Source organism: Neobittarella massiliensis (ex Bilen et al. 2018), assembly GCF_900289145.1.
GTDB lineage: Bacteria > Bacillota > Clostridia > Oscillospirales > Ruminococcaceae > Neobittarella > Neobittarella massiliensis.
Genome location: NZ_OKQO01000002.1, coordinates 277,321 through 290,486, shown reverse-complemented (window position 1 = coordinate 290,486; position 13,166 = coordinate 277,321). Strand labels below are relative to the sequence as shown.

Genomic DNA, 13,166 nt, shown 5'->3' with positions numbered 1-13,166 from the left:
GTGGTATTTGATCTCGCCGGTATCGTTTTAGCCGTTTTGTTGGGGCACTTCCAGCTCCCACAGCCACGACTTCACCATCTCGCAAAAAATATTGGGGTGTTCGATATCCAGGTTGTGGCCGGCATTTTCCAGCAGCAGCACCGAGTGTTTGCGGTAATAAGAGAGCAGGCTCAGCGTCTCGGCAAATCCGACCACATTGTCCTGTTTACCGAGCAAAAACAGCGTGGGGGTATCACAAAAACCAAAACGTTCTTCCGGGGTCACGGCATAGCCATAGCCGCGGTGCAGAATATCGGCCAGGTAATCGGCGTCATAGGCCTCCTCAGCAGGGACGATCTCATCCAGGTAGCGGTTAAAGGTGTACTGGTTTTGAATGACCATCGTCTTGGTAAATCCCTCGCGGTGCTGCTGGGGAATAGACTCTAAAAACTGATAGTTGGTAAAACCGGTAGTAAACTTGGGCAGCAAACGGTTTTCGTGTACCGGGTTGCTCACCGGGCAGATGAGCACGCCGCCCAGCACTCTGTCGCGCAGCTTGCTGATGAGCCCGCGCACCAGATAGCCGCCATACGAGTGGCCGATCACAAAAAACGGCGTGTCGCTGCCGATCACCTGGTCGATGAAAGCGATGACAAAATCGAGCATGTCGTCGGTATTTTTAATGCGCTCGCAGCGGGGCGTGTCGCCCATACCGGGCAAGTCGGGGTAGATGCGGCGGTGGTGAGAGAGCAGATTGAACACCGGCTCAATGCTCTCTCGCATGTGCAGGTGGCTGCCGGTCCAGCCGTGCAGGGCAACGACCGGGGTGCCTTTGCCCAGCTCCTCGTAATATACTGGCGTATCCCAAACGGTGGCTGTCATGATCGATTACTCCTTTGGCGTTTTTCAAAACACAGGTGTCGATACAGATATCTATACTTCTAGTGTATCAAAAAACACCGTCAGTGTAAACGCATTTTGCCCAAAGCGCGGTCAACCTCCGAAACACAGCGCAAAACGGTGGTTCAAAGGTGCAAAAAAGTCTGGCCAAGGCATTACTGCCCAGGCCAGACTCTATGAAAGATACTATTTTACAGCGTGATCTTATGGAAGGTTTTTTTACCCTTTTTGATGACGATGAATCCGTCGGCAAAATCCTCTCTGGCCACCATGTGCTTGACCGAGGTCACCTTCTCATCGTTTACCGAAACTCCGCCCTGATCGACCAGCCGTCGGGCCTCCCCGCGCGAAGGAGAGAGCCCTGCCGCCAGCATCAGGTCGACGATGCCGATCCCCTCGTCGCTCATCAGGTCGGCCGGCAACTGGGTGGTGGGCATGTTCTGCGATACACTGCCCGCCGAAAACAGCGCCTGCGAGGCCTCCAGCGCCTTCTGGGCCTCCTCCTCACTGTGCACCAGTTTGGTCAGCTCAAAGGCCAGTTTCTCCTTGGCGCGGTTGATCTCCTGGTCTTTCAGGTGCTCGTACTCGGCGATCTCCTCCAGCGGCATAAAGGTCAGCATCTTCATGCAATTGATAACGTCGCCGTCATCGATGTTGCGCCAGTACTGGAAAAATTCGTAAGGAGAGGTCTTTTCCGGGTCCAGCCACACTGCGCCGCTCTCGGTCTTGCCCATCTTTTTGCCCTCTTTGGTGGTGAGCAGGGTAAAGGTCAGGCCATAGGCCTCCTCTCCTTTTACCCGGCGGATCAGATCTACGCCGCCCAGGATATTCGACCACTGGTCGTCGCCGCCCAGCTCCATGGTGCAGCCCACTGCATCGTACATGTGCAAAAAGTCGTAGCTCTGCATGATCATGTAGTTGAACTCGATGAACGACAGGCCTTTCTCCATACGGGACTTAAAGCACTCGGCTGTCAGCATCTTGTTGACCGAGAAGTACACCCCTACATCCCGCAGAAAATCCAGGTAGTTGAGCTCGCACAGCCAGTCGGCATTGTTGAGCATCAGCGCCTTGCCGTCCGAGAAGTCGACGAACTTCGACATCTGGCGCTTAAAGCACTCTACATTGTGGCCAATATCCTCTTTGGTCAGCATTTTGCGCATATCGGTCTTGCCGGTGGGGTCGCCCACCAGGGTCGTGCCGCCGCCCAGCAGCGCAATGGGCCGGTGCCCGGCCTCCTGCAGGCGCTTCATAATGGTAAGCTGCAAGAAATGCCCGACATGCAGGCTGTCGGCCGTGGCGTCAAACCCGGTATAGAAGGTGACACCGCCGCCATTGAGCAGTTCTTCGACCTTTTCCATATTGGTCGACTGGGCGATCAGGCCACGGGCCTGCAGTTCGTTAAAAATTCCCACAGTACATTCTCCTTTGATAAATTGTAATTGCGTGCAAGGTAAGGGGCAAACAGGTGAAAAGAAAATGCCCCCCGCAGACCATATGGTCTACAGAGGGCACAAAGTCAGCTCTTTGCGCGGTACCACCTCATCGGTCACTGTCGCCTTGCGGCACACAGCCTCACAGGCTTCTAACAAAGCCCTGCACTGTAACGGGTGCTGCCCGTCCTCCCCTACTAATGGCCCGCTAAAACACAAGCCCTGTTGAGGGAGGCTGCTCGTGAGGTGTATTCCCGCCGATAAACGCTGCCCCTTCTCACCGACCAGAGGCTCTCTGAAGCTACATCGGAGGTACTCTTCCCCGTCTACGCCTTTTGCACGATATGTCTTTACTATACCCAGCCGAGACCAGAAAGTCAAGGCCCGCCCCCAATTTTATAAACATTTATCTCTTTTAGCGGGCGCCGCCGTGGGCAAAAGCCAGTATCTCACGGGCGTTTTCCAGCGCCAGTGGGGTGATGTGATCGCCCGATACGATGCGCGCCAGCTCGGTGATGCGCTCGTCGCTGCCCAGTGCCCGCACATCGGTAAAGGTCTGGCTGCCGTCGGTCGTCTTTTGAATGAGCAGGTGACTGGCGCCGTATGCCGCCACCTGGGCAGAGTGAGTGACACAGATGATCTGGTGGCTGGCGGCCACTTCGCCCAGCTTTTGGCCAATGCGCTGGGCGGCACTGCCGCTCACCCCGGTATCGATCTCGTCGAAGATCAGCGTGTCGATACCGTCTTTATCGGCCAGTATGCTCTTGATCGCCAACATAATGCGCGAGAGCTCACCTCCCGAGGCGATCTTCGAGATCGACTTGGGCTCCTCCCCCACGTTGGCCGAGATCAAAAAACGCACCTCGTCCATACCTCTAGGGTGCAGCTTGTCGGTGGGTTCTACCTGCACCACAAAGCGCACGCCGGGCATATTCAAAAAGGCCAGCTCCCGGCATACGGCCTGGGCCAACCGCTGGCCCACTTTTTTGCGCTTGGCCATCAGCTGCAGCGCCAGCTCCTTGCAGCTGTGCAGCTCGGTCTTCATCCTGTCGCGCAGCGCCTCCAGCTGCTCGCTGCCACCCTCTATCTGCGCCAGCTTTTGCCGACAGCTGTCGCCATAGGCCAGTATTTCCTCAATGCTCTGGCCGTACTTTTTCTTCAGGCGGTAAATGGTATCCAGCCGCGACTCGATAAAGTCGATGTCCAAATATTCCTCGTCATCCAGCTGCTGGGCCGAAATATCCCCGGCGTACTCCTCAATCTCATACCGCAGCGACTGCAGCTTATCACACACCGCCCCCAGTTCCGGCAGGTAGTCGCGAATGTTCTGCAGGGCCAAAACAGCACCGTCCAGCAGCTCCAGGGCGCCCGGGGCATCCTCTCCCTGCAAGCTGCCCAGCGCCGTGCGCAAGTTCTGTGCGATGAGTCCGGCATACCGCGCTCGGTCCCGCTGCCCCTCCAGCGTGCTGTCCTCCTCCGGCTGCAGCTGGGCGGTCTCGATCTCGCTGATCTGGTACGAGAGGATATCTATCTGTCGGTCCCGGTCGGCCTGTGCCTGTTCTAGCTCCCGCACCTGTTTTTTCAGCTGCCGCACCTTGTCAAACTGCAGGTAGTACTGCCCCAGCAGATCCTCTAGCTGGCCGTACCTGTCCAGCACCTCTACGTGGCGGCTCTCATCTAAGAGCTGCTGGCTGTCGTGCTGGCCGTGTACGGTGATCAGCGTCTCCCCCAGCTCTTTTAAAATGGTCACGTTGGCCGGTCGACCGCCGATCTTGCAGATATTGCGGCCGTCCTTGAGTATTTCCCGGGTAATGAGCAACTGCCCGTCCTCGCACAGGTAGCCCAACTGTTGCACCTTGGCTATCGCCGCCGGCGAAATGTCCTCGAATACGGCACTGATGAGCGCGCGGTCGGCACCGCGGCGAATGATATCCTTAGAGGTGCGGTTGCCCAGGATAGCGTTGACCGCTCCGATCAGCATCGACTTGCCGGCGCCGGTCTCGCCGGTCAACACGTTGAGACCGGCGATCAGCTGTAAGCTGGCCCGCTCGATCACTGCTATATTTTCGATGTAGAGTTCCCGCAGCATCTAAATCCCCCCATCGGTGGTGTGGCGGCAGGTCCACTTTTTGATCTCTTGTCTTATCTATCGACTGATATATTTCTTTAATTCCTGGCACAGGTCTTTGGCACACTGCTCGTTGCGCATGAGGATAAAAAAGGTATCCTCTCCCGCCAGCGAGCCCACAAAACCGTTCCAGTGCATCTCGTCAAAGGCGGCGCAGGCGGCCTGGGCCAATCCCTTATAACAGGTCACACACACCATATTCATGGCGTAATCTACCTCTCGCAGGGCCTCCGAGATGATCACCGAGTAATTGAAGTCGGTGGCCTTGCTGTCGGTGCCCCGGTGTGGGACCGAGTAGCGGTAGGTCCCGTCCGACGACATCGATTTGACCAGGCGCAGTTCCTTGATATCGCGGGATATCGTGGCCTGTGTCACCTCAAAACCCTCTTTTTGCAAAAGGCCCAGCAGCTCTTCCTGGGTGTTGACGGCGTACTGTCCGATCAGTTCCAGTATTTTTGCATGGCGTTTGGCTTTCATTTACCGCCACCTCCCTATAAATTTTGTCTTGAGTACCTTAAAAAATTCCCGGTCCGAGAGCATGATGAACTGCAGTTTTTTCTTGGCCGCCTTCACCACCACCGCATCGGCGTTCTGCAACTGGACCGAGCGCTCACCGTCGATGGTCACGTACATGTCACCGCCCCGGCTGATGGGCCGTATGGTCAGCGCGTCGTTTTGCGAAAACAGGATGGGCCGCGAAAACAGCGAGTGGGGCGAGATGGGGGTGAGCTGCAGTGTGCGGATGGTCGGGTCGATGATGGGGCCGCCCGCCGACAGCGCATAGGCAGTCGAGCCGGTGGGGGTCGAGACGATGATGCCGTCGGCCCGATAGCTGGTCACCAGCTCCTCACCTGTATACACGTCCAGGTCCAGGATCTTCGACACCGTGCCGTTGGAGACCACTGCGTCGTTTACGGCGATATAGTGCTTTTTGCCGTACTGGCTGCAGATGCAAACGTCCAGTACCAGCCGCTTTTGGATCGAGAACTCGCCGGTGCACAGCTTTTCGAGCATATCCAGCTCATCGGGCTCTATCTGCGCTAAGTAGCCCAGCCGGCCGGTATTGATACCGATGAGCGGTTTGTCGTGCTGCAGCGCGTGTTTGGCCTGGTGCACCACCGTACCGTCTCCGCCGATACAGATGATGGCATCACATTTTGCCAGCGCCGTCTCCGCCGCGACATACTTTACCCCGGCAATGGGCAGCACCTCCTGCATGGCTTTAGCCATGTACAGGGTACTGCCGTGCTGTAGCAGCACCGCACAGGCGTCTGGCGTACACTCGGCAGTGCCGGTTTTTTCCAGGTTGGGCACCACAAAAAAGGTAGACATCTTCATAGCAAATCGCTCCGTATGTACAAAAAGAGTCAGTGAACAAATCAGGCCAGCACCTGGTGCGACTGCTCCACCACCTGCGCCGGGGCACCCAGATCAAACGGTGACACCTCTCCCTCGGTGCGCTGCAGCCACAAGAGGTACTCGATGTTGCCCTCCGGCCCCTTTACCGGTGAAAAGGTTAGTCCCTTTACACAAAAACCGTGCGTCTGCGCAAAGGCGACCACTTTCTCGATCACTTCCCGGTGGGTGCTCTGCTCCCGCACCACTCCTTTTTTGCCCACCTTTTCCCGCCCCGCCTCGAATTGGGGCTTGATCAAGCAGACGATCTGTCCTGCCGGGGCCAAGAAGTCGCGGACCACCGGCAACACCAGCGTCAGCGAGATAAACGACACATCGATACTGGCCAGGTCTACCGGCTCGGTCACCTGCTCGTGGGTCAGGTGGCGGATATTCTGCCGCTCCAGATTCACCACTCGCTCGTCGGTGCGCAACTTCCAGGCCAGCTGTCCGTACCCCACGTCGATGGCATAGACCTTTCGCGCGCCGTTTTGCAGCATACAGTCGGTAAAGCCGCCGGTAGAGGCCCCCACATCCATGCACACGCTGTCTTGCAGGTCGATAGCAAAGCAGGCCATAGCCTTTTCGAGCTTTAAGCCGCCCCGGCTCACGTAGGGCAGCGCAGTCCCGCGCACCTCTACCCGGTCGCCTTCCTTTACCACGTCACCGGCCTTGTCGGCTTTCTGTCCGTTTATATATACGGTGCCGGTCATGATGTAGGCCTGGGCACGCTGCCGCGACTCGGCCAAATTGTTCTGAGCCAGATATACATCCAATCTGGTCTTCTGCATGCTCTTCCCCCCTATTGCCGCAAAAAGTCTGTTAGGCTCGCGGCATCCAGTCCCAGCTGGCAAAAGTTTCGCTCCACCGCCGCCTGGGGCACGATGCCGTTATCGATCGCGCGGATGCGCACCTCGCCGCGGTAGCCGCGCTCCATCAGCGCCGCCGCTATGGCTGCGGCAACACCGCCGGCGCGAATGCCTTCTTCCACCAAATACAGGTGGTCATACTGCTGCATCATGTCCAGCATCTCGTCACTTACCGGCCAAATGCGGCACAGCCGCAAAATATCAGCCGGCTGCTCGGCCGTAGCTGCCAGCACCTGCGAAAAAACACGCCCGTAGGTGACGACCAGCCGATCGCTGCCGCATTTTTGCAGCTGATAGCCCTTTTTCAGATCGGTATCGCTCACCGGCAGCGACTCATCCTCCTTGCCGCGGGGGTAGCGCAGCGCACAGGGCCCCTCGATCTCGTAGATACAGTGCCGCAAACACTGCGAGAGCTCACGGTAGTTGACCGGCGAAAAGATCTGCATCCCCGGCACCTGAGTGAGCAGCGACACATCGTAGATGCCCTGATGGGTCTCTCCGTCCTGTCCCACTAAGCCCGCCCGGTCGATGGCGAACACCACGTGTGCCCCCTGTAGCGCCGTGTCGTGCAGGATCTGGTCAAAGCTGCGCTGCAAAAAGGTAGAGTACACCGCAAATACCGGCAATAGCCCGCCGGTGGCCAGCCCCGAGGCAAAAGTCACTGCGTGTTGTTCGGCAATGCCCACATCGTAAAACCGGTTGGGGTACTTGTGCTTAAAAAACTGTAAGCCAGTGGCGTATTTCATGGCGGCGGTGATCGCGCAGATGCGACTATCCTTTAGCGCCAGTTTTACCAAACTCTTGCCAAAAGCCGAGGAAAACGAGTTTTCCAGGGAAATATCGGGGTTTCCTTTTTCCAGGTCAAAGCTGGGCACACCGTGGTAGGCTCCGGGGTTCTCCTCGGCCTTGCTGTAGCCTTTTCCCTTCTGGGTAGCCACATGGATGACCACCGGCCGCGCCAGCCGCTTGGCCCGCTCCATCGCGGCGCACAGCTTATCGATGTCGTGGCCATCGATGGGCCCCAGATAGTCAAAGCCCCAGTCCTCAAAAAAGGTGGTGTGATAGATCATGGTCTTCAGCCGCGACTTGGAATTCTGCAGCACTTCCTTTACCTGCTTGCCCACTACCGGCGTGTGCTCCAGCGTGTTCGAGAGCCGGTCTTTAAATCGGTAATAGGCCGGCTTGGTGCGGATGTCCGACAGGTAGTTGGCCACCGAACCCACGCTCTTGGAGATAGACATCTCGTTGTCGTTTAAGATCACGATGAGGTTTCCCGGCGTCTTGCCAGAATTGTTGAGCGCCTCATAGGCCATACCGCCGGTCAGTGCCCCATCGCCGATGACCGCCACCACATAGCCCTCGTCGCCCTGCAGGCGCTTGGCCTCCGACAGGCCCAGCGCCGCCGAGATGGAGGTGCTGGCGTGGCCGGCCACAAAGGCGTCGTGTTCGCTCTCATACGGCTTGGGAAAACCCGACAGTCCGCCTTCGGTGCGAATGGTGTCGATGCGCGACAGCCGGCCGGTGAGCATCTTGTGGGTGTAGCACTGGTGCCCAACATCCCAGACGATGGCATCTTTGGGGGTGGTAAAGGTCTTGTGCAGCGCCAGCGTAAGCTCCACCGCTCCCAGATTCGAGGCCAGGTGCCCACCGTTTTGCGACACCACCTGAATAAGCTTTTGGCGTATCTCACCGGCCAGAGCGTAGAGCTCGGCAGTATTGAGTTTTTTTACGTCGGCCGGACTGCCGATCTTCTCTAATCTAGACAAAAGCGTCACCTTGTTTTATATAGTCACCGGCGGCAAGATCCTCTTGGGGCAAAACCGCAACCCAAATCCGCCAGCACTCTTTAAAATACTGCGCTGCAGCCTAGGGCTGGGCGCGCAGGGCGCACCAGATCGGTGCGCGGGCCGCGGGGATCCGCCGTGTTTCGGGTCGCCACTGCGCAGTGGTCATCAGTTCTCTCTGTCGGTCAGCCGCCAGCACAGCGAGGCCAGATATTTGCCGTTTTCCGGAGCTACCACCTGATATAGCCTCTCGATGGCGTCGCTGGTCAACTGGCGCACTGCCTCCTGTGAGCGCTCTAAGCCGTACAGGGTAATAAAGGTTGTCTTGCCCTGTTGGGCGTCGCTGCCAATGGGCTTACCCAGCTTTTGCTCGTCGCCGGTGGCGTCCAGAATATCGTCTACAATCTGAAAGGCCAGCCCCACCTTGCGGGCAAAGTCGCCCAGTATCTTCAGCTCTTCATCACCAGTATGGTCGGCGGCCACTGCACCCAACTGGGCGGCCACCGCGATAAGCGCCCCGGTCTTTAACCGGTGCATCTGCTCCAGTACCTCGGCCGGCGTGTCGCGGTTTTCCCACCCCAGATCGATGACCTGACCGCCGATCATGCCGTGGCAACCGGCAGCCTCAGCCAGCAGCTTTACCGCCAGCAGGCCCTGCCGGGCTCCGGTGTCGGCTGTGGCCAGCGTGTAAAAGGCGTGGGTGAGCAACCCGTCGCCGGCCAGCAGCGCATTGGCCTCGCCAAAAACCTTGTGATTTGAGGGCTTGCCCCGGCGCAGATCGTCGTCATCCATACAGGGCAGGTCGTCGTGGATGAGCGAGTAGGCGTGCACCATCTCCACCGCGGCGGCAAACGGGAGCGCCGCCTCCACTTTGCCGCCCAGCGCCCGGCACACCTCCATACAAAACAGCGCCCGCACCCGTTTGCCACCCGACAGAAGGCTGTAATTCATGGCGTCTATCACATCCCGGTACAGCGGGCTGCCGGCACTGATACTGCCGCGCAGATAAACTTCCAACAGGTCTAGGTCGGTCTTGGTGATGGTGTCAAAGTCCATTGGTACCCTCCCCCAGGGCCACTTCTTCTATCTTTTCCTGCGCTTTCTGCAGTGTGCTGTAACAGCTGGCAAGCAGTTTCGCCGCCTGGGCGTAAGCCGCAAGCGACTCATCCAGCTCCATCTCTCCCTGCTCCAAACGGGCTACGGTCTGTTCCAGCTGGACCAGATCCTCTTCAAAACTGGCTTTTTTCTTGGCCGGCATCAATCTTCCCCCTTCCAGGTCTGCTGCACTGTACAGTCGGCGCCGCCGCGGGCAAAGCGCAACAGCAGCTTGTCCCCCGGCTGCAGTGTCGCGGCATCGGTGATGGTCTTTCCATCTTTGCTGGCAATAGCCCAGCCCCGCGCCAACACACCGGCTGGGTTTAAGCTCTCCAGCTTGCCGGCTGCCGCCTGTAGCTGCAACTTCTTTTTTTCGGTCAAGCGCGCCACCGCCAATGCCAAGCGCTCCTTTTGCAGGTCCAGCTGCCGGCGGTAACGGTCGATATCCTTTTGTGGGTGCTGGGTCTGGCAGCGCCGGCGCAGTGCGTCGGTCTGCTGCACACACAGCTGCAGTTTCCCCTGTATAGCCGCCTGGGCCCGTCGCCCCAGCTGTTCCAGCTGCAGGCGAATATCCCCCAGATCGGGCACCGCCAACTCCGCTGCCGCCGACGGGGTGGGGGCCCGCATATCGGCTACCAGGTCGGCCACTGTAAAGTCGATCTCGTGTCCAATGGCCGAGATGATGGGTACCGGGCAGTTGTAGATAGCCCGGGCGATGCGCTCGTCATTAAACAGCCACAGGTCCTGCTGGCTGCCGCCGCCCCGGGCCAGGATCGCCAGATCAAAGTCCGGACGCTGCGACAGGTATTCGACGGCCCGCACGATTGTCGGCACCGCCCCCTCCCCCTGTACAGTGACCGGCAAAAGAGACAGCTGGCACAGATCGTACCGGCGGCCGATCACCTGCAAGATATCCTGCAGAGCCGCCCCGGATTTAGAGGTGATGAGCGCAATGTGGCGGGGGAACGCCGGCAGCGGCTTTTTGTGGGCCGCATCAAAAAGCCCCTCTGCCGCCAGCCGCTGCTTGAGCTGCTCAAGTGCCACCTGCTGGGCGCCGACCCCGTCGGGGATGATCTCTCTGGCGTACAGCTGGTAGGCGCCGTCGCGCTCAAATACGGCTATATCGCCGCGCACGATGACCTGCATGCCGTCCTGCGGGTCAAACTGCAGCTGGGCCGCCGCCGAGCGGAACATCACCACTTTCAGCGAGCTGCCCCCATCCTTGAGCGAGAAGAACAGGTGCCCGGTCTTAAAATGCCGGTGAAAGCTGTGTATCTCGCCCCGAATGAGCACGTCGTGCAGCTTGCGGTCCCCCTCCAGCAGCGACTTGATATAGCGGTTGAGTTGAGTGACGGTGAGCGCAGAGCTAGGCATAAACGTTCTCCCCCTCGGTATCGCGCCGCCCGGCATGGGCGCGGCGCGCCAGCAGCGCCACGCCGGCCGCGTTGTCGGCCGAGAAATCAGCCGGGGCAAAATAGCCGTCGTACTTCTCCCCCATCGCCGCGGCGATCAGGCTGTTGCTCATCACGCCGCCGGCATACACCACCGGCAGGTCGCCGTAATGCTGCAGCAGTCTCGCAGTCATGCCGTCCAGCGCAGCGCATATGTACTCGATGCAGTAGCGAGCCACGTCCTCTGCCGGCGCCCCCCGGTCCACCATTTTCTGGCACTGGTTCTGCACACCCGAAAGGCAGCAGTCAAAGCCTTTGAGCACCGGCTTTATATGAAAGCGCGCCATGCTCTGGCAGGCCAGCGCATCCAGCTGCTTCCCGGCGGGAAACGGCAATCCCAGCATACCGCCCACCCGGTCTACCGCCTGCCCCGCCTTTAGGTCGAGCGAACCCGCCACCTGGCTGGTCTTTAAAATGCGCGTGTCGTCAGGGGTCACCAGCACCGCCTCGGTGGTGCCGCCCGACAGGTGAAAAGCCAAAAACGGTGCCTCTAACAGGGGCATGGCCCCCGCCCCATACAGGGCGGCCATAATGTGCCCCTGCTGGTGCGCCACCCGGTATACCGGCCGGCAAAGCAGCTTGCCAAAAACGTTGGCCAGCCCCTCCCCCACCAAAAAGCAGGGCATGTACGAGCCCTCGATATCCCGCGGCCGGGCCGATACGCCGATAGCAGAGATCTCCCCGGCGGAGAGATCAGCCATCAGCTCCTGCTGTAGCAGCGAGAAGTTCTTGGCGTGCAAAAAGCAGGCGTCGCTCTGGCGCAGCCCCAGCTGACCGTCTTTGACCGGCAGCGGCAGTCGAACGTTTTTGCACACCTGCCCGCCCTCATCACACAGCGCCAGCGAGGTGGTGTAGTTGCTGGTGTCGATCCCCAAAAAATAGCGCATCGCCGGTCACTGCTCGCCGGCAGTTGCGGGCTCCGGCTGTTCATCGGCCTCTGTGGCTGCCGACTGGGGCAGCTCTTTAGAGATTGCCCCCAGTATCCCGTTGACAAACGAGAAGTCCTCGTCGTTGCCGTATTTTTTAGCCAGCTCCACCGCCTCGTTGATCGCCACCCCGACCGGGGTCAGCGCAAAGGTCATCTCGCACACGGCAATGCGCAAGATCGCCAGGCACACGTGCGAGAGCCTGTCCATTTTCCAGGCCTTCAGGTGGCTGCTGATCTTCTCGTCGATCTGCTCCTGATGGTTATTGAGCTCGCTGAGCACCGTGAGCGCATAGGTGCTCATCTGCAGTTCTCCGCACTCCTCAGCTTTCTGCACGATCTCGTCGATGGTCTCCTCGGTGAGAAACGACTTCTCAAAGGCCAGTATAAAGGCGGTCTCTCGCGACTGGGTACGGGACATGGGTAAGGTGGTCATAATCATTTCCTCGCTTGATGGGTTTTGGTTTACAGGCGATGCGCGCCACCGGCCGGCAGGTCCCCACATAAAACACACCCCCCGGTCAGCTTCGGCGGGAGGGTGGTTTTCTAGGGTGCCGGCGCACCTCAGGCGCAAAATACACTTCCGGCCCACCGGGCGTTGTGCCGTCAGGCGGCGTCGCATCCCATATATTCTCTGTTTTTATGTCTGCTGGCAGCGGTCCGCTCTAGCTCTGAGGAGCGGCGTCAGCGGGCTGGGCGATGCCCTGCACCACGATATCCACTTTCGATACAGTGATGCCGGTCATGTTCTGGATGGCGCTCTTCACGCCGTTTTGTACCGCCAGCGACACGTCGGGGATGCTGGCCCCCTGGTACAGGTCCAAAAACAGCTCCACGGTGGCGATGTCGCCGTTTAGCTCAATGTGCACCGGGTGCTGTTTAGCCGCCTTGGCCAGCAGCCCGGAAAAATTTTTGTTCTCGGTGGTGACTGCGGCCACCCCCTCGACCTCCTGGGCGGCGAACTGGGCAATAGTGGCCAGCACGTCCTCCGAGATCTTCAGGTTGCCAACGGTCTCTCTGGTGACATTTTCATTCATGAAGGTAGTCCCCCTTTTTGATCGGCGTCATCCGCCCGACGCACAGCGCGGCGGTCCGCCCTTTACTGGCAGCAGTCGGGCCCAGCCCAACACGGCACTATACAGCTGCTGTGTATAGATTTTGTCAAAAATGCATACAGGCCCACTTGGGGCCATGTCTACAGCCGGCT

Annotated in this window: 13 protein-coding genes and 1 other annotated feature; all 13 genes read right to left on the bottom strand. The window is 59.0% G+C overall.

Translation table 11 applies throughout. The features are described 5' to 3' along the window. Nucleotides 1–27: 27 nt before the first annotated feature. The 13 genes from C6Y32_RS04145 to C6Y32_RS04085 all read right to left on the bottom strand — a co-directional run bounded on the left by C6Y32_RS04145 (nt 28) and on the right by C6Y32_RS04085 (nt 12,996). Entirely contained in the window at nt 28–861 is an 834-nt protein-coding gene (locus C6Y32_RS04145; RefSeq protein ID WP_105203961.1) for an alpha/beta fold hydrolase, read from the bottom strand. A gap of 209 nt (nt 862–1,070) precedes the next feature. After that, entirely contained in the window at nt 1,071–2,294 is a 1,224-nt protein-coding gene (tyrS, locus tag C6Y32_RS04140) for a tyrosine--tRNA ligase (RefSeq protein WP_105203959.1), read from the bottom strand. 89 nt (nt 2,295–2,383) lie between these two features. Then, nucleotides 2,384–2,650, bottom strand: a binding site (T-box leader). Between the two features lie 77 nt (nt 2,651–2,727). Further along, nucleotides 2,728–4,401, bottom strand: a complete 1,674-nt coding sequence (gene recN / locus C6Y32_RS04135) for a DNA repair protein RecN (protein ID WP_105203957.1) — start codon at nt 4,399–4,401, stop codon at nt 2,728–2,730. Between the two features lie 57 nt (nt 4,402–4,458). Continuing rightward, a complete protein-coding gene (locus C6Y32_RS04130) occupies nt 4,459–4,917 on the bottom strand; it encodes an arginine repressor (RefSeq protein WP_105203955.1) in 459 nt (152 codons plus the stop codon). Further along, entirely contained in the window at nt 4,918–5,778 is an 861-nt protein-coding gene (locus C6Y32_RS04125) for an NAD(+)/NADH kinase (RefSeq protein WP_105203953.1), read from the bottom strand. 41 nt (nt 5,779–5,819) lie between these two features. Further along, the gene (locus C6Y32_RS04120; RefSeq protein WP_105203952.1) at nt 5,820–6,626 is read right to left on the bottom strand and encodes a TlyA family RNA methyltransferase; all 807 of its coding nucleotides are present in this window, start codon (nt 6,624–6,626) and stop codon (nt 5,820–5,822) included. A gap of 11 nt (nt 6,627–6,637) precedes the next feature. Then, nucleotides 6,638–8,470 (bottom strand): 1-deoxy-D-xylulose-5-phosphate synthase, encoded by a 1,833-nt coding sequence (gene dxs / locus C6Y32_RS04115; RefSeq protein WP_243562518.1) that lies wholly within the window; start codon nt 8,468–8,470, stop codon nt 6,638–6,640. 186 nt (nt 8,471–8,656) lie between these two features. Then, nucleotides 8,657–9,544 (bottom strand): polyprenyl synthetase family protein, encoded by an 888-nt coding sequence (locus C6Y32_RS04110; RefSeq protein WP_105203948.1) that lies wholly within the window; start codon nt 9,542–9,544, stop codon nt 8,657–8,659. Continuing rightward, nucleotides 9,534–9,746: an exodeoxyribonuclease VII small subunit gene (gene xseB / locus C6Y32_RS04105; RefSeq protein WP_105203946.1), complete on the bottom strand. Its 213-nt coding sequence runs from the start codon at nt 9,744–9,746 to the stop codon at nt 9,534–9,536. Before xseB ends, C6Y32_RS04110 begins: the two co-directional genes overlap by 11 nt. After that, nucleotides 9,746–10,957, bottom strand: coding sequence for an exodeoxyribonuclease VII large subunit (gene xseA, locus C6Y32_RS04100; RefSeq protein ID WP_164998131.1), 1,212 nt, complete (start codon nt 10,955–10,957; stop codon nt 9,746–9,748). The genes xseB and xseA overlap by 1 nt, the downstream gene beginning before the upstream one ends. After that, on the bottom strand, nt 10,950–11,921 hold the full coding sequence (locus tag C6Y32_RS04095; RefSeq protein WP_105203943.1) for a tRNA (adenosine(37)-N6)-threonylcarbamoyltransferase complex transferase subunit TsaD: 972 nt from the start codon (nt 11,919–11,921) through the stop codon (nt 10,950–10,952). Before C6Y32_RS04095 ends, xseA begins: the two co-directional genes overlap by 8 nt. 6 nt (nt 11,922–11,927) lie before the next feature. Continuing rightward, complete coding sequence (gene nusB, locus C6Y32_RS04090) at nt 11,928–12,395, bottom strand: transcription antitermination factor NusB (RefSeq protein WP_164998130.1); 468 nt, start codon at nt 12,393–12,395, stop codon at nt 11,928–11,930. A 229-nt stretch (nt 12,396–12,624) separates the two neighbouring features. Then, on the bottom strand, nt 12,625–12,996 hold the full coding sequence (locus C6Y32_RS04085; RefSeq protein WP_105203941.1) for an Asp23/Gls24 family envelope stress response protein: 372 nt from the start codon (nt 12,994–12,996) through the stop codon (nt 12,625–12,627). Nucleotides 12,997–13,166 lie beyond the last annotated feature (170 nt).

Excerpts from the sequence above, each read along its gene's own strand:
- C6Y32_RS04145 (WP_105203961.1), bottom strand. The coding sequence starts at position 861 with ATGACAGCCACCGTTTGGGATACGCCAGTATATTACGAGGAGCTGGGC.
- recN (WP_105203957.1), bottom strand. The coding sequence starts at position 4,401 with ATGCTGCGGGAACTCTACATCGAAAATATAGCAGTGATCGAGCGGGCC.
- C6Y32_RS04130 (WP_105203955.1), bottom strand. The coding sequence starts at position 4,917 with ATGAAAGCCAAACGCCATGCAAAAATACTGGAACTGATCGGACAGTAC.
- C6Y32_RS04125 (WP_105203953.1), bottom strand. The coding sequence starts at position 5,778 with ATGAAGATGTCTACCTTTTTTGTGGTGCCCAACCTGGAAAAAACCGGC.
- C6Y32_RS04120 (WP_105203952.1), bottom strand. The coding sequence starts at position 6,626 with ATGCAGAAGACCAGATTGGATGTATATCTGGCTCAGAACAATTTGGCC.
- C6Y32_RS04110 (WP_105203948.1), bottom strand. The coding sequence starts at position 9,544 with ATGGACTTTGACACCATCACCAAGACCGACCTAGACCTGTTGGAAGTT.
- xseB (WP_105203946.1), bottom strand. The coding sequence starts at position 9,746 with ATGCCGGCCAAGAAAAAAGCCAGTTTTGAAGAGGATCTGGTCCAGCTG.
- xseA (WP_164998131.1), bottom strand. The coding sequence starts at position 10,957 with ATGCCTAGCTCTGCGCTCACCGTCACTCAACTCAACCGCTATATCAAG.
- C6Y32_RS04095 (WP_105203943.1), bottom strand. The coding sequence starts at position 11,921 with ATGCGCTATTTTTTGGGGATCGACACCAGCAACTACACCACCTCGCTG.
- nusB (WP_164998130.1), bottom strand. The coding sequence starts at position 12,395 with ATGACCACCTTACCCATGTCCCGTACCCAGTCGCGAGAGACCGCCTTT.
- C6Y32_RS04085 (WP_105203941.1), bottom strand. The coding sequence starts at position 12,996 with ATGAATGAAAATGTCACCAGAGAGACCGTTGGCAACCTGAAGATCTCG.